This is a genomic window from Nostoc sp. KVJ3 (assembly GCF_026127265.1).
Taxonomy (GTDB): Bacteria; Cyanobacteriota; Cyanobacteriia; order Cyanobacteriales; family Nostocaceae; genus Nostoc.
The window spans coordinates 372,665-397,666 of sequence record NZ_WWFG01000002.1 but is presented as its reverse complement, the minus strand read 5'-3'; the positions used below and the strand labels follow the sequence as shown (position 1 = coordinate 397,666).

Annotated in this window: 17 protein-coding genes and 1 pseudogene; 8 read left to right on the top strand and 10 right to left on the bottom strand. The window is 42.6% G+C overall.

The features are described 5' to 3' along the window. Positions 1-461: 461 nt before the first annotated feature. The 4 genes from vnfD (at position 462) to GTQ43_RS17695 (ending at position 7,949) form a co-directional block, all read left to right on the top strand. A complete protein-coding gene (gene vnfD, locus GTQ43_RS17710) occupies positions 462-2,519 on the top strand; it encodes a nitrogenase vanadium-iron protein, alpha chain (RefSeq protein ID WP_265274064.1) in 2,058 nt (685 codons plus the stop codon). 547 nt (positions 2,520-3,066) lie between these two features. Then, entirely contained in the window at positions 3,067-4,452 is a 1,386-nt protein-coding gene (gene vnfK / locus GTQ43_RS17705) for a V-containing nitrogenase subunit beta (RefSeq protein ID WP_265274063.1), read from the top strand. A 214-nt stretch (positions 4,453-4,666) separates the two neighbouring features. Further along, positions 4,667-6,199 (top strand): nitrogenase component 1, encoded by a 1,533-nt coding sequence (locus tag GTQ43_RS17700; protein ID WP_265274062.1) that lies wholly within the window; start codon positions 4,667-4,669, stop codon positions 6,197-6,199. 403 nt (positions 6,200-6,602) lie between these two features. Next, positions 6,603-7,949 carry a nitrogenase component 1 gene (locus GTQ43_RS17695; protein WP_265274061.1) on the top strand — a complete coding sequence of 449 codons (1,347 nt, stop codon included), beginning with the start codon at positions 6,603-6,605 and terminating at the stop codon, positions 7,947-7,949. 510 nt (positions 7,950-8,459) lie between these two features. Here GTQ43_RS17695 and GTQ43_RS17690 read toward each other — a convergent pair. From GTQ43_RS17690 to GTQ43_RS17680, 3 genes are all read right to left on the bottom strand, one after another. After that, on the bottom strand, positions 8,460-9,671 hold the full coding sequence (locus tag GTQ43_RS17690; RefSeq protein WP_265274060.1) for an HhoA/HhoB/HtrA family serine endopeptidase: 1,212 nt from the start codon (positions 9,669-9,671) through the stop codon (positions 8,460-8,462). Positions 9,672-9,987: 316 nt separating this feature from the next. Next, complete coding sequence (locus GTQ43_RS17685) at positions 9,988-11,310, bottom strand: D-alanyl-D-alanine carboxypeptidase (protein WP_265274059.1); 1,323 nt, start codon at positions 11,308-11,310, stop codon at positions 9,988-9,990. 331 nt (positions 11,311-11,641) lie between these two features. Further along, complete coding sequence (locus GTQ43_RS17680) at positions 11,642-12,712, bottom strand: LOG family protein (protein ID WP_265274058.1); 1,071 nt, start codon at positions 12,710-12,712, stop codon at positions 11,642-11,644. Between the two features lie 198 nt (positions 12,713-12,910). Here GTQ43_RS17680 and trpS point away from each other — a divergent pair, with 198 nt between their 5' ends. The 3 genes from trpS to GTQ43_RS17665 all read left to right on the top strand — a co-directional run bounded on the left by trpS (position 12,911) and on the right by GTQ43_RS17665 (position 15,218). Next, positions 12,911-13,921, top strand: coding sequence for a tryptophan--tRNA ligase (gene trpS / locus GTQ43_RS17675; protein ID WP_265274057.1), 1,011 nt, complete (start codon positions 12,911-12,913; stop codon positions 13,919-13,921). 58 nt (positions 13,922-13,979) lie between these two features. Further along, on the top strand, positions 13,980-14,900 hold the full coding sequence (locus tag GTQ43_RS17670; protein ID WP_265274056.1) for a methylenetetrahydrofolate reductase: 921 nt from the start codon (positions 13,980-13,982) through the stop codon (positions 14,898-14,900). A gap of 165 nt (positions 14,901-15,065) precedes the next feature. After that, complete coding sequence (locus tag GTQ43_RS17665) at positions 15,066-15,218, top strand: aspartate aminotransferase (RefSeq protein ID WP_265274055.1); 153 nt, start codon at positions 15,066-15,068, stop codon at positions 15,216-15,218. A gap of 93 nt (positions 15,219-15,311) precedes the next feature. On the opposite strand, the gene GTQ43_RS17660 is transcribed toward GTQ43_RS17665, so the two are convergent. Beyond that, the gene (locus GTQ43_RS17660; protein WP_265274054.1) at positions 15,312-15,860 is read right to left on the bottom strand and encodes a phosphate-starvation-inducible PsiE family protein; all 549 of its coding nucleotides are present in this window, start codon (positions 15,858-15,860) and stop codon (positions 15,312-15,314) included. 179 nt (positions 15,861-16,039) lie between these two features. Then, entirely contained in the window at positions 16,040-16,954 is a 915-nt protein-coding gene (locus GTQ43_RS17655) for a tetratricopeptide repeat protein (RefSeq protein WP_265274053.1), read from the bottom strand. A 424-nt stretch (positions 16,955-17,378) separates the two neighbouring features. Here GTQ43_RS17655 and GTQ43_RS17650 point away from each other — a divergent pair, with 424 nt between their 5' ends. Further along, positions 17,379-19,418: an elongation factor G gene (locus tag GTQ43_RS17650; protein ID WP_265274051.1), complete on the top strand. Its 2,040-nt coding sequence runs from the start codon at positions 17,379-17,381 to the stop codon at positions 19,416-19,418. A 336-nt stretch (positions 19,419-19,754) separates the two neighbouring features. Here GTQ43_RS17650 and urtD read toward each other — a convergent pair whose 3' ends face one another. The 5 genes and pseudogenes from urtD to GTQ43_RS17625 form a co-directional block, all read right to left on the bottom strand. Then, positions 19,755-20,501: an urea ABC transporter ATP-binding protein UrtD gene (gene urtD / locus GTQ43_RS17645; protein WP_265274050.1), complete on the bottom strand. Its 747-nt coding sequence runs from the start codon at positions 20,499-20,501 to the stop codon at positions 19,755-19,757. After that, entirely contained in the window at positions 20,476-21,594 is a 1,119-nt protein-coding gene (gene urtC, locus GTQ43_RS17640) for an urea ABC transporter permease subunit UrtC (protein WP_265276481.1), read from the bottom strand. Before urtC ends, urtD begins: the two co-directional genes overlap by 26 nt. 31 nt (positions 21,595-21,625) lie before the next feature. Beyond that, on the bottom strand, positions 21,626-22,786 hold the full coding sequence (locus GTQ43_RS17635) for an ABC transporter permease subunit (protein WP_265274049.1): 1,161 nt from the start codon (positions 22,784-22,786) through the stop codon (positions 21,626-21,628). Between the two features lie 120 nt (positions 22,787-22,906). Beyond that, the gene (gene urtA / locus GTQ43_RS17630) at positions 22,907-24,223 is read right to left on the bottom strand and encodes an urea ABC transporter substrate-binding protein (protein WP_265274047.1); all 1,317 of its coding nucleotides are present in this window, start codon (positions 24,221-24,223) and stop codon (positions 22,907-22,909) included. 195 nt (positions 24,224-24,418) lie between these two features. After that, positions 24,419-24,697: pseudogene (locus tag GTQ43_RS17625) on the bottom strand (FAD-dependent oxidoreductase); the annotation flags it as partial. Positions 24,698-25,002 lie beyond the last annotated feature (305 nt).

Here is a 25,002-nt window from a genome sequence, read left to right as displayed (position 1 = left end):
CCAAATTACTTGCGCTGAGAAATTAATTTACAAACAGTATTCGTGGTTACAATTAGTCATCAGCTAAAGAGCTTCAAAGCCGATAATTGCGTTATTCTGTTGTTTGCAATTCAACAAATATGGTCTATTTTCCAAAGTAAAACATCTATAAAAAAGATAGCAACTCAATTATTTATCTCTTGATTTATAGTTAGAATGGTCTGTCTATTTCCATTGCCAAACCTATTATATATATAGGGATAAGGATGTTTTAAAATCTAGACAGAATTGTCTATTTACAATTAAATACATTCCGATTTATTCAACATTTATTTTCACTATTGTTATGAGAGTTACTATTATGAATTAGAAAGGTTGATAGGATTTTGAAATCAAGGAAGTCAAAGAAGTTTTCTGATGATAAGAGAAATATCAAAGTATCTTTCTTGATATCAGCTATTTGCACAAGGAGCAATCTAGCCATGCCAATGAAGTTGTTTAAGTGCGACGAAACCATCCCCGAACGGGAAAAGCACATATACATCAAAGAAAAGGGAGAAGATACAACCCAGTTTCTCCCCAGCGCCCACGTCGAAACCATTCCCGGCTCATTATCTGAACGCGGATGCAGCTACTGTGGTGCAAAGCTGGTAATTGGTGGTGTCCTCAAAGATACCATCCAATTGATACATGGGCCTGTAGGCTGTGCTTATGATACCTGGCACACCAAACGCTATCCCAGCGACAATGGCAACTTCCAACTCAAATATGTCTGGTCATCAGACATGAAGGAACAGCACGTTGTCTTCGGTGGTGAAAAGCTACTCAAAAAGGCAATGCTGGAAGCCTTTGCCGAATTTCCTGACATCAAACGGATGATGGTGTACACCACCTGCTCTACTGCTTTGATTGGTGATGATATCAAGCCTGTAGTCAAAGAAGTCGAAAAAGAATTGGGTGATGTAGACATCTTCACCGTTGAATGTCCTGGTTTTGCTGGAGTAAGTCAATCCAAAGGACACCACGTGTTTAACATGGGGTGGATGACAGATAAAGTCGGAACATACGAGCCAGAAATTACTAGCCCATATACAATCAATGTGATTGGTGACTACAACATCCAAGGTGATACCTTTGTGATGGAGAAGTACATGGAAAAAATGGGCATCCAAATTATTGCCCATTTTACCGGCAATGGTACTTATGACTCATTACGTGGGATGCACAGAGCGCAGTTGAATGTGACTAACTGTGCGCGTTCTGCGGGGTATATTGCCAATGAGTTAAAGAAAAAATATGGTATTCCCCGGATCGATGTGGATACTTGGGGTTTTGATTATGCTAAGGAAGGGTTACGCAAAATCGGGGCTTTCTTTGGAATTGAAGATCGAGCCGAAGCGGTGATTGCTGAAGAAGTTGCTAAATATGAGTCGAAGTTAGAGTGGTATAAAGAGCGCTTGACTGGGAAAAAGGTCTGTATTTGGACTGGAGGCCCACGTTTGTGGCACTGGACTAAAGCCCTAGAAGACGATTTGGGGATGCACGTTGTGGCGATGTCCTCCAAGTTTGGACACCAAGAGGATTTTGAGAAGGTAATTGCTAGAGGTGAAGAAGGGACTATCTATATTGATGATGGCAATGAACTGGAGTTCTTTGAGGTGCTGGAGATGGTCAAGCCGGATTTGGTGTTGACTGGCCCGAGGGTGGGTGCTTTGGTGAAGAAGTTGCATTTGCCTTATGTGAATGGTCACGGCTATCACAATGGCCCTTATATGGGTTTTGAAGGTGCGGTGAATATGGCTCGCGATATGTACAATGCCATTTATTCTCCTCTGATGAAACTCGCTCAATCTGATATCCGTGGTCAGCAAAAGCTGCCAAGCACCAATGGTAATGGCAACGGTAAAGCAACAAAAGAGCTATCTGAGCAAGTCGTTTCTTTAGTTCAACAGCAAGTTAAGGAAGCCACTGCACAGGTCAAACAGCCAGCGAAGGAAACTGCGCCACAGGTTCAAAAGCCAGCTAAGGAAGCTGCGCCACAAGTTCAAGCGCAAGCTAAGGAAACTGCGCCACAGGTTCAAAAGCAAGTTAAGGAAACTGCGCCACAAGTTCAAGCTAAGGAAGTTGCGCCACAAGTTCAAAAGCCAGCTAAGGAAACTGCGCCACAAGTTCAAGTGCAAGCTAAGGAAATCGCGTCATACATTCAAGAACGAGCTGCGGAAGTCACAAAATTAATTCAAGAACGTTGTTTGTGGCAGTTTCACTCTCGTGCATGGGATCGGGAAGAAAACATCAATGGTGTTCTCAATATGGCCGCCCAAATCTTGACTGGAGAAAAGGTGGTTCTAGAAACCTTGATCGACAGGGGTTTTTATGCAGATGCGAAGATCCTTTCGGCTGACCTGGAAATTAGGTTTGCATGGTTAAATAGCATGGAGAACTCGCAAAAGAAAGCAGTACTGGAATCTGTTAAGGCAATGCTGATCGATATTGTAATAACCAAGTCGAAGAATGGTGAGTTGCATTATTCGCTTTATTAAAGCAATAAAATCGGTAATTCAACCAAACTAGGACTTACGCAAAGGTAACGGAAAACGAACCACAGAGGACGCAGAGAAGCCAGTGCGTTGCGGGGGTTCCCCCCGTTATAGCAACTGGCGCGTCACGGAGGAATGAGAGTTCGAGAGGGTTTTTGCGTAAGTCCTACAAACGAACGGCGTTGTTGAATTGGAGCATAAACTTAGAGTCTTGTCATCCTGTTAGTGTTTGTGCAGAAATTTTCTTACAGAGTAGAGAGCGATGCCTGCGGCGAGCGATCGCTAACGCACCGACGGGCTACACCAAAAGCATTCCTAAGAAGCTTGGTATCTGACTACAGAAGCATCTCATCTAGCTTTCAAGATTTTCACGAAATTCAATTCTACTTTTCTTCTGTAATCGATGCTATGAGTAGCTTGCTTCTTAGTTGGATGTGCAGCTAGTCGCAGACATCGCTCTACTTTCTTAAGCTCAAAAAGACAACTCATCTCTTCGTTCAGCAACGCCAAACAAAATCACGCAATTTTTTACCACATAGGAGTCAAGAGAATGTCTTTAGTCGTAAAACAGAAAGAACGCAAGGGAATCATCAATCCTATATTTACCTGTCAGCCTGCTGGGGCTGAATACGCTTCCATTGGAATCAAAGATTGTATTCCCCTGGTGCATGGAGGACAGGGATGTAGTATGTTCGTTCGTCTCCTCTTTGCCCAGCATTTGAAAGAAAATTTCGACATTGCTTCTTCTTCACTCCATGAAAATAGCGCTGTTCTTGGAGGACAGCCACGGATTGAGGAAGGCGTAAAGACCTTAGTAGCACGATATCCCGATTTACGGATTATCCCAATTATTACGACTTGTTCAACTGAGACAATTGGGGACGATATCGAAGGAACCATTAACAAGCTCAACGGCTATTTAAAGGAGGCTTATCCCGATCGCAAGGTTATCCTTGTTCCTGTACATACTCCCAGTTACAAAGGTAGCCAGGTAACAGGCTATAATGTTGGTGTACACGCAATCATTTCTACCCTAGCAAAAAAAGGCCAACCAACTGGCAAGTTGAACATCATTACAGGGTGGCTTAACCCTGGAGATGTCACTGAAGTTAAGCGCATCTTAAAAGAGATGGATGTTCCAGGAAACATTTTACTGGATACAGAAACCTTCGATGCGCCCACCATGCCCGATAAGACAAGTTTTGCCTTTGGGAATACAACCATTGAAGAAATTGCTGATTCTGCTAATGCATTGGGAACTATTGCCTTATGTAAATATGAAGGCGGTAGTGCAGCCGAATTCTTAGAAGAGAAGTTTAAGGTTCCGGCAATTCTTGGCCCAACGCCAATTGGGATCAAAAATACTGACATCTGGTTGCAAAATATCAGCAAACTAACTGGTAAACCAATACCAGAATCCTTAGTTAGAGAACGTGGTAAAGCTATTGATGCGATCGCAGACCTCGCCCACATGTTCTTCGCCAACAAGAAGGTTGCTATCTACGGAGATCCCGATCTCGTAATTGGTCTTGCAGAGTTCTGCTTAGAAGTTGAGTTAGAGCCAGTGCTGATGTTGTTGGGAGACGACAACAAAGCTTGCACCAAAGATCCAAGAATTGCCGAGTTGGAGAAGCAAGCAGCCTGTGATATCGAAGTCATCTGGAATGCAGACCTGTGGGAATTAGAGCGCCGCATTACAGATAAATCCCTCGAAATCGACTTGATTTTGGGTCATTCCAAGGGTCGGTATATTTCTATCGATAACAACATTCCAATGGTTCGGGTCGGCTTCCCCAGCTTTGACCGCGCAGGTATGTGGAAATACCCAATCATTGGGTATAAAGGAGCAGAATGGCTAGCAGATAACATTGCTAACGCCATGTTTGCAGACATGGAGAACAAGCACGATCGCGAATGGATCTTAAACGTTTGGTAAGAAGCTGATGCGTATGGGAGTGGGGAGTTTCTACAGTGGCGATCGCCTCATTGTCCATCCCATACTCCCTTCCTAGACCCAAGGATTTATCCCTAGTTAGCATACAATTCCTCTTTACTCTGTGTCCTCTGCGTCTCTGCGGTTAAATAAATTTTTTTAACCACAGAGGCGCAGAGAGCGCAGAGAGAAAATTACGAAAGACTGGAGAGTTCTCATGACTGCAAGTATAGATCAAAATGTCGTATTTTACGGAAATTTGAGCGAACTGTATCGCTTGGCAAAAGAGGGTAAAATCAAGACCAGTTTACAAGGTAGTCATACCCGCCCCTGTAAATTTTGGACTGCAACGAAGATTTTAAGCGGGATTAAAAATGCGATCGTCATTTCTCACGGGCCAAGTGGCTGTGCTTATGGTGTCAAGCGGGCATACAAACTGACCAATAGCCGCAATAGTGGTTCTCCTTATGAACCCGTGGTGACTACGAACATGAGCGAGAAGGCGGTAATTTTTGGTGGCGAAAAAGAATTAGCAGGTGCGATTCGAGAAGTAGATGAAAAATACCATCCCGATGCGATCGTTGTTGCTACTAGTTGCGCGTCTGGCATTATTGGCGACTGTGTTGATGATGTAGTAAATAAAGCTCGCAGCGAAATCCAGTCTGAGATCATGACGATACATTGTGAAGGATTTGCTGGAGAGTATCGCAGTGGATTTGATATTGTCTTTCGGCAAATTGTAGACTTTATGGAGCCGCCAACTCCAGAACGGAAATCACAATTAGCCAATTCTGTCAATATTGTGGGCGCAAAGATGGGGCCGGAAAGGACGGAAGTCGAAACCGATGTCAAGGAATTGGTACGATTAATAGAAGAAATGGGCGCACGGGTTCACAGTGTTATCGCAGGTGATTGTACTTTAGAAGAACTTAAGCAAGCACCAAGTGCGGCAGTCAACTGTACTTTATGTTTGGATCTTGGCTATACCATCGGCAAAGCCATGTCAGACAAATTCGGTACTCCATTAAATTCTACTATCCTTCCTTATGGAATCACCGCTACAGAAAAATGGCTCGAAGGAGCGGCAAAATATTTAGGGATGGAAGAACAGGCGGCTGCTTTGATGGCAAGGGAGTATGCCGCAATCAAGACTGAATTTGAAGCAGCTAAGAGTTATATAGAAGGGAAGTTAGCGATTATCGAAGGACATGATGCTATCAAGTGCTTATCCCTTGCCCACATGTTAGATCGTGATTTTGGAATGCGTGTAGTAATTTATAACTTCCATCCCTGGAGTACAGAAGCACGAGAAACCAGTGTAGATTACTTATTGGAAACAGGGTTAGACCCGGAAATCCTAATTACGAAGGGGACGCTGGCCTTTGGCAAGTATGAGTCGATGAAACAAACGGAAGATGAATTACTGGATTTCATTGGTGGTCTTGATACAGAATCGGTAGTTTATTTTGGTTCTTCCTTGAGTTTCCCCCATATTCCTGTCGTCGATTTAAATGCTATCTTAAATCGTCCCAGATTCGGCTATCGCGGAGCCTTAAAGGTCGCAAGGTGTATTAAAACAGCACTTCAATATGGCTTTAGACCTCGGAGTGCTTTAACCAAGCAAATGGTATTCCCTAAAAATTCCGGGTTAGCATCTACTCAATCACTAAGCGGAAAATTAGCTCAAGACATGCCTGATTGTACCGTATATGCAGCAGGAAAGAAGCGTGGAAAATGCTTTAACGAGTAATAAGCTAATCGGCATTTAAGTTGCATAAAGATAGGGCTGAAGCCCTTACTACAAGCGAATCATTTTGGAAAAATTAATGACGATTAGCTTACCAATTTTCGATTACAAGAAAATTGTAGGTTGGGTAGAACAAAGTGAAACCCAACATTTCTGAGATTTTGTTGGGTTTCGTTCCTTAACCCAATCTACTAGCGCTAATATGGGCAAGGCTTAAGCCATAAATGTCAAGGCAGAAGCTGTTACAGGCTGCGCGAAATACGGAAACGTCAAGGCAGAAGTCGCTACAGGGAAAACAGAAGCCGTTACAGGCTGCACAAAACACGGAAACGTCAAGGCAGAAGTCGCTACAAGCTGCGCGAAACGCATTTACCATAATCAAGCCTTAGAAAAACAGGAGGAAAAAATGTCTGCTGAAACAACTTTTGACAATTGTAACCATAGTAAAGACCCAGTAGTTGGCTGTGCCCTTGAAGGTATTGCAACTACGGTTGCTGGCATTAAAGATGTCAGTATTGTGATTCAGTCTCCACAGGGTTGCGCGTCTACTGTTGCAGCTGGGTATGATGCTCATGAGGTTGATTTCACCAAGCGGAAAGTAGGTTGTACTCGTCTTTTTGAGTCAGACATTGTGATGGGAGCATCTGAGAAACTCAAAGGGATGATCAAAGAGGCGGATCAATCTTTTGATTCTAAGGTGATGTTTGTCGTTGGTACTTGCGCGGCAGACATCATTGGTGAAGATATTACGGGATTGTGCAACCAGCTTCAGCCAGATATCAAGGCCAAACTCGTTCCTTTAATGGCTGGTGGGTTTCGGGGCAATGCTTACGATGGCTTGGAGATGGGTTTGGAGGCTTTACTTCCTTTTATCAAAAAAAGGCAGACTAAGAGAAGGGGCAGGAAGCCAAGGATTGTAAATATCATTGCGCCACAGGCAAATTTAAATCCTACTTGGTGGGCTGATTTGGAATGGGTAAAGAAGACGTTAAAATCTTTAAGAATTAAAGTACAGACTGTCTTCTCTCATAATACCTCATTTGAAGAACTAGAGCAAGCTGGTGAGGCAACCGCCAATATTGTTCTCAGTCATGATGTTGGGTATAAGTTTGCTCGGAAAATGCAACAGACCCATGACATTCCTTTGATCCTTGATGATATACCTTTACCAGTGGGTGTAAACAACACTAGCCGATGGTTGAAGGCACTGGCGGCACATTTCAAGATCGAAGAAAAAGTCGTCGAACCGCTAATTAAACAAGGCGAAGAAATGGTCGTAGATACACTTCGCAAACGAGCATTGATGATTATTCCCCGATATCGTAACTGTAGAATTGCCGTATCTGCTGATGGGACGCTTGGTATTGGACTGGTGAGAATGCTCTTTGAAGAATTGGAGATGATTCCAGAAGTCTTATTATTTCGTTCAGCAATGCCTGATTCTCGTTCAATTCTGGAGCGAGAACTGCACAGCCTCGGTCTTACTTCCCGCGTAGTATTTTCGGCAGATGGCTATCAGGTAAAACAGACCTTAGAAGAGTTTGATGTTGATGCTGTGATTGGCTCGGCATGGGAAAAATATATGGCAGAGGAATTGGGAATCAAAATTGCTTTTGATGTATTTAGCCCCACTAACAGAGAAACTTATGTTGACAAGCCATATTTTGGCTATGAAGGCATGATAAATATTATGGAGGTGATTGCTAACGATTGGGATAGAGCTTTCCGTTCTAAAGAGATTCATTGGACATAGAAAAGTATTTGATATTGTAATGCAGAGTTATCAACAAGTATTGTGCTACAAATCTGGAGTAACGGCGATCGCAAAAACAGGGAGTAACTGCCGTTAGCAAAGCGTAAAGCCAACTCTTAGAGACGCTACGCGTAGCTTGCTTTGACCTAGTAGTACGCTTAGAGCGACGTAAGAGCTTCTCCCAAAGGGAGAAGCTAACGCCAAGGAGAGTTCTGTCACTTTCCGAAAACATTTACCATTTCTGAATTCTAGAGCTTTTGTATAGCAAGCGATGTCTACGACGGGCTACGCCTACGCGCGATTATTTTCTAATAACAAATACAAGACCGATTTTTTTCTAATAGTATAGCTTGTATTGATTGCCTCATGAGGCTTCTAGCGATCGCCCTCCCGGAGAGTGACAAAAGAGGGCTAATTAACCGGACATGACATGATATGACTATACGGAGTAAGGGCACAGCATTGCTGTGCCCTTACTATTCCACGCAATGAAAATAGGCTATGTTGCCCCTACGAAGCATTTTGCAACTCGGCTGTGCGAATTGAAAGTTGCTGTGTCTGATTACCCCGTTGCACTTTCACCTGTAATACTTGACCAAGACGACTATCTTCCACAACGTTCTGCAATTGTTCAGCACTGGTAATAGCTTTACCATCAACTTGTAGAATTACATCCCCGCGCCGGATACCAGCAGATGCGGCTGGAGAATTGGGGACAACTCGCATGACAAAAACACCACTAATTTCTGGTATCTGAATAGGAGAGTTGGGATCGGTGTTATTTTGCTTGGCCAGTTCGGGTGTTAAAGTTAGCATTTGCACGCCCAAATAGGGGTGAGCAACTTTGCCATCACGTTGCAGTTGCGCTGCGATCGCTTTAGCTTTATCAATAGGAATGGCAAACCCAATCCCCATCGCGTCGGGACGAATGGCTGTGTTAATCCCAATCACTTCACCTTGACCATTTAATAGTGGCCCGCCAGAGTTCCCTGGGTTAATGGCGGCATCAGTTTGAATGAAATCTAAACGTTTGTCGCTAATGCCGACTTGGGCGCTGGAACGTTTCAGGGTGCTGATAATTCCCAAGGTAACGGTGTTATCAAATCCTAAAGGATTACCAACTGCGATCGCCCAATCTCCTACTTGGACATTACTAGAAGAACCCAAGGGTGCCACTGGTAAATCGTTGCCGGCGTTAATCTTGACTACTGCCAAATCTGTAACTTCATCAATGCCTTTAACTTTCCCTTCAAAGGTGCGGCCATCTTTGAGCCGGACTGTTACCTTATCAGCCTTATCGACCACATGAGCATTAGTCATAACTAACCCGCTCTTGTCAATAATGAAACCTGAGCCTAAACCGCGTAACTGCTCAGAAGGTATTTGTTGAGAGAAACCGTCACCAAAAAACCGCCGGAAAAACGGGTCTTCCATAAATGGATCGACGCGACGAGTAATTGTCCGCTCAGTATCAATGCGAACAACTGCTGAACCAACACGATTTACTGCTGCTGTCACAAAGCTAGTGCTAGCGATCGCAGCCGTAGCTGGTGATTGGCGTTGGGCAATCACTGGTGAAGTATCCCCTGTTACTGGGGGTGCGGGTTCGGCTTGGGAGGGCAACACCTGTAATGTGCTAACCGTTAGCACAACTCCTAGCGCGATCGCTAAAACATAACTACTGAGTTGACGGATGGATCTGGGTAATTTGAGAAATCGCATAATCACAACCTAATTTATCAGCTTAATTGTTGCTTAGTCGTGACAAATCTATTTACAGTTATTTTTACTTCCGGTTTCGCTTGCTCTTCCCAATACTGTGGTTAGGGCATTTTGCGAGTTACCTGTAATCAACTTAATGGAAAATTTAACCCAAAAGCTATTATGGACATTTACCCTTTACAAGTTCGGTTTTTACCCATCAAGAAAACTTTTGGATTGCTAACAATACTACAACTTTCAAGGTAGTGACACCGAGAAAAAGGAGATAGAGAATACCTCTGCTCACTTTTGGTTCAAAACCCGCTTGGATGATGAACTAACCTTTGAATAAAATTTCATTCCGACTGGTTGCACCTAACTGGGGTAAAGAGTTGATAGCTGAGTGGGGAGTGAGGGCAGTAGGAACGGTTAGAGGTAATTGTAATTGTTTGACAACGCTTTGCAGTAATTGGTCTTGTCCAGTTCGGAAACCCCACACATTTGTCCCACGGTTGATAATAGCAAACCAAACCAAACCGCGATCGCGTGTGGGCATCACTCCCGCTAAAGCACTGACATCTCGGAGAGTGCCAGTTTTGATCACAGTCGCAAGGGGAATGTGTCTGCTGTGTACTGTTCCTCGGTGATCGAATCCAGACATCGGGAACAAGTCGCCAAGATTTAGCTGATGGGCAGATGCCTCACCTTGAATAGCCATCAGCATGGCACAAACAGCCCTGGGGGAAATGCGATTTTGCGGGCCCAATCCAGAACCATTGATTAACTGAATTTCTACTTGTGGGACTCTGGCAAGGTTAGCAGCAGTGGATTGGACTACACCCGCTCCCCCCACTGATTCTGCCAGCATCTCTGCCATATCGTTGTTGCTGTAAACGTTCATTTCCTTGAGTAGTTGTTTCAAGGGTAACGAGCGATGACGCAGCAACAAAGTTTGTTGAGGGTTTGGTTGTGCCTCAACTTTCACCGTACCTGCAATCACAACTTGAGGCTTAGGCGTTCCCTTGGGCATGATTGAGTATGTATAAATAGCGGGGCGGCCCCAAGTCGCACGATTTAGGATTTGCTTGAGCAGCATACCCGCCAGCATCGGTTGCCGTTGGAAATTCATGGCAAAACTGCCATTAATGATTAAATTTCCCTTTACCTGCTTGATCCCCATTTGATTGAGAGTATTACCAAGAGCGATCGCTTCTTCCCAAACAAACATCGGATCGCCACCACCAGTAATTACCAAATCACCCTGCACAACTCCATTTACCACAGGGCCAGTGATACTTACCAAAGTATCAAATTGGTGATCTGGCCCCCAAGTTTTCAAAGCAACTAATGAAGTAGCAATTTTGGTTAAAGAGGCAGCCGGTAGAGGTGTCGTACCTTGGTGATTTGCCATCAGCATTGGCCCTGACTGCATCCAAATTCCCTGACTCTCAGCCAGATTTTGCGCCACCACTTTTGACGTTATCAGCTTTTTGAGATATTCCTGCACCGTCGTCGCCCCAGCTGGGTTTGGATCGGGGGCAAGAACTAAGCCTGGGCTACTTTGCCAAGTCAAAGCATCTAAGGCATCCATCGGCTTGATTTGTACCCCGGCCATTTCCAGCCAGAGTGACACCAAACCTGAACCCAATAATTCCAGCATTTTCTATTCCTCTATTAGGATTTTATCTGTTGTTTACTGTGCTAATATACAAGCTTTTTTACAAAAATCAGTATTGAGTGAGAATTGCAAGCCGCAGAACCCCGATTTATCAGAGATTCTGGGATCTTAATTTCTCGCATTCCTAGGATAAACCAAGGTTAACAATTCAAAATTCAAAATTAGAGATATTTTGCCTACGACACGCTGCGCTTCTAGGGCAAATACCTGTGTGCGAAAGTATCGAGCCGAGCATGCTTATTTTTACTCACTACTCCTGTAGAGACGCGATTAATCGCATCTCTACCCACTCCCGACTGAGTAAGGTATTTAGCTACTTTCTTTCTGGATGCGCTGCATCCTCTGTTGAAAGAGTGCCCATCTGGTTAATTGTGGCAATCATCTGATATAAGCGCCCCAAGTCGCGTTGATTGAAGTACAAAATCAGGCGGGGTAGTCCAACAGTTTCATCTTGAGCTTCTTGAGGTAATGCCTGACTTTTTTCAATCTGTCCTTTAACAAAAATGTCGCTGAAATCAACATTGAGTTTCTCTACCTGAGCATCTGAGATATCTGTCTTAAGGCGGATGACTAATTGATCGCCTACATAACGGCTGGAATGATAAACCTGGTAAAAACGAGTGATAGCGTCGCAAGCCACATCCAGGTTGTCTGTCACGGTGTAAAGGCTGGGGTCTTCAGGACTAACAAGACCATTCTGCACTAATTGTTTATCAATATATTCGCTCCAAGACCACCAGTAATCACCACCAGGGTGGTCAATTAAAACTAGAGGTACTGGCCCAAATTTACCATTTTGGCTTAATGTCATGCATTCAAAAGCTTCATCTTGAGTACCAAAACCTCCAGGGAACAAAGCTACAGCATCACTTTCTTTCAGGAGAAACAGCTTGCGGGTAAAGAAATATTTGAAGTGAATGAGCTTAGGATCGCCTTCTATAAATGGGTTAGCTTCCTGCTCAAAGGGTAACTGAATGTTTAATCCAAAGGAATTTTCTCGCCCAGCGCCTTCGTGACCTGCTTGCATGATCCCACCACCGCCACCGGTTATCACCATAAATCCCAATTGAGAAACAGCACGAGCAAACTCAAGGGCCATTTGGTAATCTGGCGTATCTGGTGCTAAACGAGCAGAACCGAAAATGGTGACTTTGCGAATGTGTCGGTAATCATAAAAAAGTTGAAAACCGCGTTCCATATCTGCTAACGCAGCCGACAAGATTTTCCAATCGAGACGCTCAATTTCGGTATCAGCTAGCCGAACAATAGTAGCAAGTGCTTGCTGAATAAATTGCCGATTTTTTAATGTCGGTAAGCAAGCGATCAATTCAGCGATATCCGCCTGTAAAGACTCTAATGTGTCAAACGACGCAGATGAGGTCATGAGAACTGCCGCAACAATGGCATTATATTTTACGTGAACTACTCACACTCTAGCAAGCAGGATATAACCGTTGATTAACCCTGTGAAAAAAACATAACTACAAATTACGAATTGTCTAATATCTAATGACTGATGACTAATTCCCTAAACTGAGCATAGGGGTTTTAAAATCTCTAAAGGGTTACTATAGTGAAATTTATGGGCAAGCAACGTGTTCTTTCTGGAGTTCAGCCAACAGGCAATTACCATCTAGGTAACTACTTGGGAGCTATTCGCAACTGGGTAGAAGGTCAGAGCGAATACGAAAATTACCTTTTTGTGGCTGATTTACACGCAATTACAGTACCACACGACCCAACACAGTTGGCAGCTGATACCTACACCCTTGCTGCTCTCTATCTCGCTTGTGGTCTTGATTTAAATCACTCCACCATCTTTGTCCAATCTCACGTTTCGGCCCACAGTGAACTCACTTGGTTACTTAATTGCATTACACCCCTAAACTGGCTGCAAGACATGATCCAGTTCAAGGAAAAGGCTGTGAAACAGGGAGAAAATGTCAGCGCAGGTTTGTTGGATTACCCAGTCTTGATGGCGGCTGATATTTTGCTCTACCAAGCGGATAAAGTGCCAGTGGGTGAAGACCAAAAGCAACACTTGGAATTGACACGAGATATTGCAGCTAGATTAAATCATCAATTTGGTAAACCAGATCAGCCAGTGCTGAAGTTACCAGATCCTTTAATTCGTAAGGAAGGCGCGAGGGTGATGAGTTTAGCGGACGGTACACGCAAAATGTCGAAGTCCGATCCTTCAGAGTTAAGCCGAATTAGTTTGCTAGATTCACCAGAACAGGTTCAATACAAGATTAAGCGTTGTAAAACCGATCCGATTCGTGGTCTGACTTTTGACGATCCGGCGCGTCCAGAGTGTAATAACTTGTTAACGCTGTATACATTGCTGTCTGGAAAGACTAAGGAAGATGTCGCTGTTGAGTGTCAGGATATGGGTTGGGGGCAATTTAAGCCATTGTTGACGGATACAATTATTGACTCCCTGAAACCAATTCAAGAAAAATATCAGGCGATAACGGCGGATAAAAGCTATTTGGAGTCTGTGTTACGGGATGGAGGGGAAAAAGCAAGAGCGATCGCAAATCAAACTTTATCACAAGTAAAAGTTGCTTTGGGCTACTCTCTTCCTCTATAAGTTTTCACTTTTTGGTGTGGTTCGCTATACCATTTAAGAAATTGAAATTCTTAATGTTATGCATCACACCCATAGCCCCACAGCCTTTAAGAGAGCTGTACAAGCTGGTGAATTTCTAGTTACTGCCGAGGTAGCACCACCGAAAGGGGGAGATCCAGCGCACATGATTCAAATGGCGGCGACTCTTAAGGGAAGGGTTCATGCTGTCAATGTTACTGATGGTAGCCGCGCTGTGTTACGGATGTCTTCGTTAATCGCATCGGTGATTTTGTCGCAAAACGGCATAGAGCCGATTTGTCAAGTTGCTTGCCGCGATCGCAACCGCATTGGTTTACAAGCTGATTTAATGGGCGCTCATGCTTTAGGTATTCGTAATATTTTAGCTTTAACTGGCGACCCTGTAAAAGCTGGCGATCATCCAGATGCTAAAGCAGTTTTTGATTTTGAAGCGGTGCGACTGTTGCAACTGATTCGGAAGATGAATCAAGGCGTTGATTGCAACGAGAAACCCTTGACTGATGGAGCGTTAGATTTATTTGTTGGTGCAGCAGTAGATCCGCAATGTAAGAGTTGGTCGGGTTTGCAAAGTCGATTTGAACGCAAAATCGAAGCCGGAGCGCAGTTTTTCCAAAGTCAGTTAATCACCGATTTTGAGCGACTAGAAAAGTTTATGGACACCATTGCTTCTGGTTATAAAAAACCGATTTTAGCAGGAATTTTTCTGTTGAAATCGGCAAAAAATGCCCAGTTTATTAATAAGTGTGTTCCCGGTGTAAATATTCCTCAGCATATTATTGATAGATTGGCAAAAGCCAAAAACCCTTTTGAGGAAGGAATGAAAATTGCCGCCGAGCAAGTGCAGATAGCGCGGCAATTGTGTCAAGGTGTCCATTTGATGGCGGTGAAGCGAGAAGATGCGATCGCGCCAATTTTAGATTTGGCTGGGATTGCTCCACTTAATCAGTTGGTATCTAAGTAAACAGAATTAAAGATTTTTCATGAAAGTAGATGGTAATAATCATCTGCTTTTTTTCATTCTTAATTAGATGCGTATGCACGATTTTTGATAAACTTTAAATATCAAAATTTAACTTAACTAAATTCAGGTGCAAACTGAGAAGATGTTTTAAAAAAGGAAGACGGTTTGGAAGAAGGTAGACAGGAAGGTAGACAGGAAGCTAAGTTAGAAGCTATTCCCCGCTTTTTGGCATTGGGGTTGAGTGTGGAACAAGTGGCGGTAGCTCTTGATTTGACGGTGGCGCAAGTACAGCAAGCAGCCCAAAATCAGTCCAGCTGATATTTTAGATGTAAGCAAATTACTCTATAAATGTATGAGTAGAAAGATAAGAGAATTTTCTCTCATCTCTCTACTCACCATTTTCATCAGAATTTATCCAAGAGGTTCATTCTCACCACATTGACGTGAATACTGTAATTCCAATTCATTTTGCCGTTCCCTACCTCCTCTATACACAACTGGACAAAACTTAGTGTTAGCACTCATACAATCCATGTGTGGCGTTTTAGCGCAAATCACGAGTAATCCACCCAGAACAAACAACAAACCACAAATTGCAAGCGTATTAACCCAATAAATTTCCAGCGCTCCGTGAACTACTATTTCTCGTAGTAGAGATACAATTGTTACCTCAACTGCTACTCCCACAGAGATACTATGTTCTTGCAAATAGACCATTAATAGTCGAAATAACTCGACCAAAATTAACACAAATAGTATTTTTGCAGTCACATGTTTATAGTCTAGTGGCTGCATAATAGCGATCGCTATTCCCCACAATTGGATCAGCATGACGGCGAACAAACCCAAACACAAGACAATCACAATTAAGTCTTGAAAGGCTTCCATATTGCGAACAATTGAGTGCCGATCAAGCCAGCGATCGCTAAATAGAAATCGACTTTTCTGGCGCTTTTGCATGTACGTTTTATTCCAATCGGGACAGGTTCAGACAACACCAGCAGTCAACCCAATAGTTTTATGTTATGCAATGTTAAGCTTTTGTGCCTCAGCGAGGTTGGTAATTTATCAGTCATTGGTCATTGATCGTTAGTTTTAGACAAAGAACAAAGGACAAATTACTAATGAAAGTTCACTATTCATTGATTTAATTTTTGTACTTTTTGTAACAATTGCTCGGCATTTTTTGCCCACTGCGGATTACCCTGAGCATTATATAAATCTCTCGCAAATTGCAATACTTGTACTGCATCCCTATATTGCTGTAACTGCATAAAAACTAATCCTGCACCATAATAAGCATTGGGATAGTTAGAGTTAGCTTCGGCTGATTTCCTAAAAGCTTCTAATGCCTCTTGTAATTTGCGTTTTTGAAACCAAATTGAACCGAGATTGTAATAAGCTTCAGGATACTTAGGATTAATTTTTACTGCCTGATTAAAAGCATTTTTTGCTTGATCTATTTGGCCTTCCTGAAGATAACACATCCCTATATGGTAAGGAGGCTCTGGTGCATTTTTGCTATATTCTATAGCTTTTTTAAAAGATGCGATCGCTCGCTTACAATCTCTTTGCTGTTCTCGTACCAATCCCAAGTTATAGTGGGCAAACCCTAGTTTAGGATCGAGTTCTAAGGCGCGTTGTAAGTAATCGCTAGCTAACTGTAAATTATTACCTTCTAATAATGCGCCACCTAAATTAGCAAAAGCCGGAGCAAATTTCGGATCGGCTTGCGTCGCTCGATAAAATGCATCCGCAGAGGGTTGTAATTTTCCAGTTTGTCGGTATGCTAATCCTAAATTATAGTGGGCTGGTGCTAATGTCGGATCTAACTTGGCGGCTTGTTTAAAGGCTGCGATCGCATCTTGTACTTTTCCCGCCTGAATTGCCTGTAAACCTTGGTTCAACCAGTCTATGGCAGTTTTTCCATTAGATTGTGCCAGCTTTGAGGAGAAAGAGGGAGAAAGGGAAAAAGATGGGAAGGGAATACTAACAACCAACAAAGTCAAACTTACTAACCCTGCTATGGGATATTTAGAAAATGATAATCTCATTGATTTTCTGATTCGCAACACTTTCAGTTAAATTTACTTCATAAAAAGTTATTTACAAAAATTTTAGATTCGCTATTAAACTTTACTAGCGTTAACTTTTATTAAGATAAATCTTACGACAAGCTACATTTTTTTAACTTTAGATTAAAAGAAGGATAATAACAAATTAAAGCAGGGATAATTTTGACTCCAGAGAACGATTTTTTATTAAATAGAATTCAGGAGCCAGGAGTAAGAATTCCGAATGAATTTTGGACGACTGGCGGATAACTAAATGGGTTTAAGACGTTTGCGGACTCGCTACTGTCAAGATTTATGAATCCTGTTAGCGGATAGCTATGGTTTAGCCCATTCTGGATTCTTCTTCATTCCTTGATATATACGGAATCATGCGGTTATAAAAGACTTACCGCAAGGGGGTTTTATGAACGAAAAAGTAAAATCGGGTTCGCGGAATATTGCAATTGTTGGGCCTTATTTGAGTGGAAAAACCACTTTACTAGAAAGCTTGTTATTTGTCACAGGGGCAATTTCTCGTAAAGGCAGTGTTAAAGACAGCAATACAGTAGGAGATAGTGCTGGCGAATCGCGCGATCGCCAGATGAGTGTAGAAGTCAGCGCCGCTAGCACTGAGTATAACGGCATTTGCTTCACTTTTATTGACTGTCCAGGAAGCGTAGAATTTGCCCAAGAAACGTACAATGCTTTAATTGGAGTGGATGCAGCAATTGTAGTTTGCGAACCCATCCGCGAACGAGTCCTCACCCTTGCCCCTCTATTTAAATTCCTGGACGATTGGGAAATTCCCCACCTCGTCTTCGTCAACAAAATGGATCGGGCAAATATTCACGTTTTAGAAACCTTACACGCCCTGAAAGCAGTATCTAGCCGTCCCCTGGTAGCGCATCAATATCCCATCATGAACGGGGAACAACTCATCGGCTTTATTGATATGGTGAGCGAACAGGCATATAAATATCATCCCGGCGCACCTGCTGACCCCATCCCCTTCCCCGAAAGTTTAAAAGAAGAAGAACATACAGCACGGGCAGAAATGCTCGAAGCCTTAGCAAATTTTGACGATCATTTACTCGAAGAACTTTTAGAAGATATCGAACCACCCCAAGAGGAAATTCTCAAAGATTTAAAAATGGAATTAGGGGCAGATTTAGTAGTACCCGTTTTCTTTGGTGTAGCAGAACAAGATTATGGTGTCAGACCTCTATTAGAAGCCTTATTACGGGAAGCCCCAGAACCAGAAACTACAGCAGAACGTCGTTTAAAAAACTTAAAAGGTGATACACCTCTAGCGCAGGTATTAAAAACTTACTACACTCCCCAAGGTGGCAAACTCTCTCTGGTGCGTGTTTGGCGAGGCAAATTGACTGATGGTATTGTCCTCAATGGGATTCGTACTGGTGGAATTTACCGCCTCATGGGACAACAACAGCAGTTTGTTAACCAAGCTAACGCCGGTGAAATTGTCGCATTGAGCCGTTTAGAAGGAATTAAGACAGGCGATACAATCTCCACAGAACAGCAATCGGCGATGGAATTACCCAAAGCTGCACAGTTGGAACCCGTATATGCCCTCGCCATTACACCAGAAAAGCGCAACGATGAAGTTAAACTCAGCAGTGCCATTACCAAGTTGTTAGAAGAAGACTCCTCACTTGCTTGGGAACAACATGGCGATACTCACGAAGTTATTCTTTGGGGTCAAGGTGAGATTCATTTACAAGTTACCCTAGACAGACTGCGCCGCAAATATAACTTACCGATGACAACCCACTTACCGCAAGTGCCTTACAAAGAAACCATCAGCAAAACAGTGGCTTCAGTTCATGGGCGCTACAAGCATCAAAGCGGTGGTCACGGACAGTTTGGTGATGTTTTTCTCGATATCAAACCTCTGCCACGCGGTACAGGTTTTAATTTTAATGAAACCATTGTCGGCGGTGTGGTTCCTAAACAGTATATTCCTGGCGTGGAAATGGGCGTGCGGGAATTTATAACACATGGGCCTTTGGGCTTTCCAATAGTGGATTTGGCGGTAACTCTGACTAATGGTTCGTATCATAACGTTGATAGTTCCGAACAAGCCTTTAAGCAAGCTGCCCGATTAGCAATGCAAACGGGGATACCCCAAGCGGAACCTACCCTATTAGAACCAATTCTGCGGGTAGAAGTGACTACACCTAGCGAATTTACCTCGAAAGTGCTGCAACTGTTGAGTGGTAGACGGGGGCAAATTTTAGGCTATGAGGGGAGAAACGATTGGCAAGGCTGGGATAATGTTTCTGCATACTTGCCACAAGCAGAGATGCAGAATTTTATTGTAGAATTGCGATCGCTCACTCTCGGCGTTGGTTCTTTCCACTGGGAGTATGACCATTTACAGGAAGTGCCGGAAAAGCTTGCTGAACGTGTCATCCACAGTAATGGTAACGGTAACGGCAAGTAAAGATTGCGTAGGCTTTGCCGCCGTAGGCATCGCTCGAAAACTTCAGATCCTCGACTTCTTAGAGAAGTTGGGGATCTTTTTCAATCTATCAAAGGATTTGTAAACCGCACGCCCTCAACCATCGCACCTGATGCGAAGTCTTCAGTGCTAAAACTCTGATTTTACTTGACAGAGGTTTTTATCACTTCCAATTCTTGCAACAGCTTATTAACCAAGAAGTCCATTTTATTACTCGTTTAAAAGCTAGATTTATCGCCTTTTCCTGCACCTTCTTGACAATTGTGCCATTATCTTAACCTCTCACTGATGCCCAGTCCCTAATCCCCAGTCCCCAGTTTATTCTTCTTGTTTTCCCAAATAAACCTCAATCACACGAGAGTCATTTTGCACTTCCTCAAAATTCCCTTCACACAGCACGGAACCTTCATGTAACACTGTTACTTTTCGGGCAATTTGACGCACAAACTCCATATCGTGTTCAATTACTAAAATTGAATGACTCTGCGCTAGTGCTAAAAGTAGTTCGCCAATGTTATAGGTTTCTTCATCTGTTAAACCTGCAACTGGTTCATCAACGAGTAACAAATCTGGAGACTGTGCTACTAACATCCCAATTTCTAAACGTTGCTTTTCTCCGTGAGAAAGTAAAGCGGCTTTTATATCAGCTTTTGGCGTTAAACCGATAGTTTCCAACAATCCTTTAATATTATTCTTTTCAACAGCATTAGAACGTTCAAACAAAGTAGAAAAGACATTTTTCTTTTTATTACTGGTAATTTCCAGATTTTCGCGGGGTGTTAAATTTAAGTAAATTCGGGGTGTTTGAAACTTACGCCCAATTCCCAATCGGGCAATTTTATATTCAGGTAAAGAACGCAGATTTCTTCCTTTGAATAAAACTCGCCCAACGGTTGGCTGAACTTTCCCCGTAATTACATCTAGGAATGTTGTCTTTCCCGCACCATTGGGGCCAATTACTACTCGTAATTCACCCACATCCATACTAAAATTAAGCTGATTTAAAGCCTTAAAACCGTCAAAACTCACAGTTACGTTTTCAGTTTCCAATATTTTCGCGTTCATGTTGCACTTCGGGGTCTTCTTCCAAGGTGGGATATGTAGAAATTTCTTGACGGCGGTTGAAAAGAGAAATATTCTGACTACGGAACCATCCCACGATGCCGTCAGGAAGCACTGTGACGACTATCAAAAATAGTGCGCCTTGGAAAAATAGCCAGATTTCAGCAAATTGTTCGCTTAAAAAAGTGCGGGCATAATTTACTAACAAAGTTCCGACAATTGCGCCAATTAAAGTAGCGCGTCCCCCTACAGCTACCCAAATCACCATTTCAATGGAAAAAGCAATATCCATTGCTCTGGGTGATACTGAACCACTTTGAATAGTGTAGAATGCTCCTGCTATCCCTGCGATCGCACCTGAAACTGCAAACACCAACACCTTAAAATCTGTAGGGTCATAGCCAGAAAATCGTACCCGACTTTCATCATCACGAATCGCTATCAACAATCTGCCAAAGCGTCCAGTTGTCAACCAGCGACAAATGCCGTAGGTGGCTGCGAGAAACACTACCGTTAGGGTATAGAAAACAAACTGCGTTTTGGCATCGCTGACCGTTGCCCCAAACAAAGTTGTAAAATCTATCAGTCCGTTTGTGCCGTTGAAAAATTGTTGTTGACCGTTAAAGAAATTAAAAAATACAATAGTTCCCGCTTGAGTCAAGATAGAAAAATAAACACCCTTAAGGCGATTTCGGAAAACCAAATATCCCAACAATCCCGCCAATAACCCAGGAATTAGTACCACAGCAGCTATTGTCAAAGGAAACGAATAAAAAGGTTGCCAAAAAGCGGGAAGTTCCGTAACCCCATAGAGCAACATAAAATCAGGCAATTCACCAGTCGGGACTTGCAGTTTTAGGTACATTGCGATCGCATATCCACCCAAACCAAAGAAAATACCATGTCCCAAACTTAATAAACCAGTATAACCCCAAATCAAATCAATACCCAAAGCCACGATCGCCAGCGACAAAAATCGCCCCAACAAATTCAGGCGAAACTCCGTAAGCAACAGTGGCATAACAATTATAAGGAAAAGTGCGATCGCAACCACCATCCCCACCTCAATTAACAACCCTCCTCCCCTCCTCCTCATTCTCTGCGCCCTCTGCGTCTCTGCGGTTCGTTTAAACATCAACAGTACGTCCCTTCTGCGGAAAAATCCCCCCAGGCTTCCACTGCAAAAACACAATAATCAGTGCAAATACCATCACCTTCGCCATACTCGTCGTCGCAAAAAAAGTAAACAAATCTGCCAAAGGCTTCACAGGAGTAAACAACAAAGCCAAAGTCCCAGAACCAATTAAAAAATTAGCCGTACCAATACCCAACGCAGCCACAACAGTCCCAGTTAAATTGCCCACCCCCCCAACAACGACAACCATAAAAGTATCAATAATATAGTTTTGTCCCGTATTCGGCCCCACCGAACCGAGTAAACTAATCGCACATCCAGCCACACCAGCTAAACCAGAACCCAGTGCAAAAGTAATCGCATCAACCTTTTGAGTTGGAATACCCAAACAAGCACTCATGCTTCGGTTTTGAGTTACAGCCCGAATTCTTAAACCCCAGCTAGAACGTTGTAAAAATAAATAAATTCCTGCCACACAGATTATTGTTAAAGCGATAATAAATAACCTAGCAAAAGGCAATTGCACACCACCTAAAGATATCCCCGCTTGTAACCAAGTAGGTGCTGTTACATCCACATTTTGAGCGCCAAACCAAGGTTGAGTTACTGCTAGCTGATAATTTTGACTCAATAAATTTACCGTTGTGATTGTCACCCCCAGCGATAATAAAAATATCACCGTCACAATCCAGTTACGAACCCTTCCCAAATCTGTGCGGGAATTCAAAATCCCTAAACCTCCAAAAAACAATAGAGAAAATATAGATATGCCAATTACCAAGACCCAATTGACGCTGCGAACCAACTGCTGAAAAATTAAACTTACTCCCCAAGTTGCCAAGAGAGTTTCTAATGGTCGTCCATAGAGATAGCGAATCACGCCTTTCTCTAGAATTAATCCCACAGCAGCCGTGAATATAAAAGCAATAATCAAAGCCAAAAATATATAGACTTCAAACCATACTCCGCCCAATTGCTTACAGACATTTTGCACAACAAATGTTGTATAAGCCCCAAACATCATCAACTCACCATGTGCCATATTGATGACACCCATCAATCCAAATATAATGGCTAGTCCCAACGCCGCAATTAATAATACAGCGCCAATACTAATGCCATTAAATATAGCTTCTAAAAATCCTGTTAACACTTTTCCCCTAGTTCTCAGCGCTATTTAGAATAATCTTATGGTGCGTTAGGCGAAAGCCATAACACACCCTACTATTTCTGAGAGTTCGTAATCGGTAATTAATTACGATTGACAAATTATTTAAACTTTCTTGTATTTACCACCTTTAGCAGGATCAGACCAATCACAAGCAAATCCCTTAGTCTCTTTTACAAATTGATTCCAAGGAACTGGTTCAACTGCTGTCGGAGTAGCATAAACAATATCAAACAAACCATCTTGCCTAACTTGACCAATCCGCACAATTTTGGATATGTGATGATTAGCACCCATTGTCACTTTACCTTCAGGTGCATCTAGAGTTTGACCATAAGCCGCAGCAGTTACTTTCGCTATGTCTGTAGTCCCAGCTTTTTCTACTGCTTGCTTCCACAAATAAACTGCAATATACGCTGCTTCCATTGGGTCATTTGTTACCCGATTTTCACCATACTCTTTCTTGAAAGCTGCAACAAATTTCTTATTAGCAGGTGTGTCTACTGTTTGGAAATAGTTCCAAGCAGCATAGTGACCTTTGAGATACTCTACACCGATGGCTTTGACTTCTTCTTCGGCAATACTTACAGACATAGAGGGATATTTTTCTGGTGTCAATCCAGCCCCTTTTAATTGTTTGAAGAAAGCGACATTACTATCACCATTTAGGGTGTTGTAAATCACGCCACCATTAGGCAAATTTTGTTTTATTTTCGTAATGATAGGTGTAACTTCTGTGTTGCCAAGAGGTAAATAATCCTCACCAACTGTTTTCCCGCCTAAAGCTTCTAATTGGGCTTTAATAATTGTGTTAGCAGTGCGGGGAAAAACGTAGTCAGAACCCACTAAAAAGAATTCTTTACCCTTGTTTTTCAACAACCAATCAACAGACGGTTCAATTTGTTGATTTGGTGCAGCACCAGTGTAGAAAATATTTTTAGAACACTCTTGTCCTTCATACTGTACAGGATACCAGAGCAGGTGATTTTTGCTCTCGAATACAGGCTTAACATTCTTGCGGCTAGCAGAAGTCCAACAACCAAAAACTACGGCAACTTGATCTTGATCGATTAGCTTAGTTGCCTTTTCCCTAAAAGTATCCCAGTTAGAAGCACCATCTTCGGTAATTGCTTCAATTTGTTTACCTAAGACACCACCAGCAGCGTTAATTTCCTTGATTGCTAATTTTTCAGCATCGACAACGCTTTTTTCACTAATAGCCATTGTGCCACTCAGAGAGTGCAAAATACCTACTTTGATGGTGTTACCAGCACTAGCCGCAGCAGGAGTTGCAGCAGGAGGTGCGACTGTACTCTCTGTAGTAGTTGGAGAATTATTCGCACAAGCCTTGATAAAAAAGCTGCTTCCAAAAGTTAGAGAACCGTAGATTAAAAACTTGCGTCTCTTAAATTGTCTTCTCATATCTTGTATTGAATTTTACTCTTGATGAATTAAGCAACTTAATAAAAAGCTGACAATATCAAACTTTAAAGTGTGATGATAGTGCGATAGTTTACTAGTAAAAAGTTACCCTTGATACAAAATATATGATTTTTGTAACAAAAAAATAACTTTACAATATTAATCTTTGTTAAGCTTAAAATTGTGAAATTATTGTCAGTGATGAAGAGATAGCTGGATAATAATTTCATCTTCTTTGCCAGATGCAAAATTAGCAAAGCGCTTTGCCAAAGGTGGTATGATTACCAAAGGATTGGTAAACCCTGAGAATAAATGAACGCTCTCGAATCCTGGGATACTAGCAATCAAGGGTAGGCGATCGCTACTGAATGCTACCAAGCAATGATGCCAAGTTCCTGGTAAGTTTCCCAATACTGGTAAAACTTGACCAACGCTTTTTCACAGCCACTTTTCACTTGACTCTGAGTTTACCTTGGTATGGGATCTGCGATCGCACCCCTTTAGCTATAGCCATTTTGAATATTTCTTCTACATTTTTATGTAACTTACTTTGATTCTTTTTTAGAGCTAACGAATCGCACTCTTAGAGGTTGAATGAACAAGTATTTTGCTGTGACTAAAGTCACTTTGATCCCCCCTAACCCACGCCAGTCGCTCCACTTGGGGAGACCCCAAGACCGCGCTAACCCCCCTTAAAAAAGGGGGGAACCGGAGTCAAAGTCCCCCAATTTATCGGGGGATTTAGGGGGATCTAGAATGTTTTGCTACCAACAAGAGGA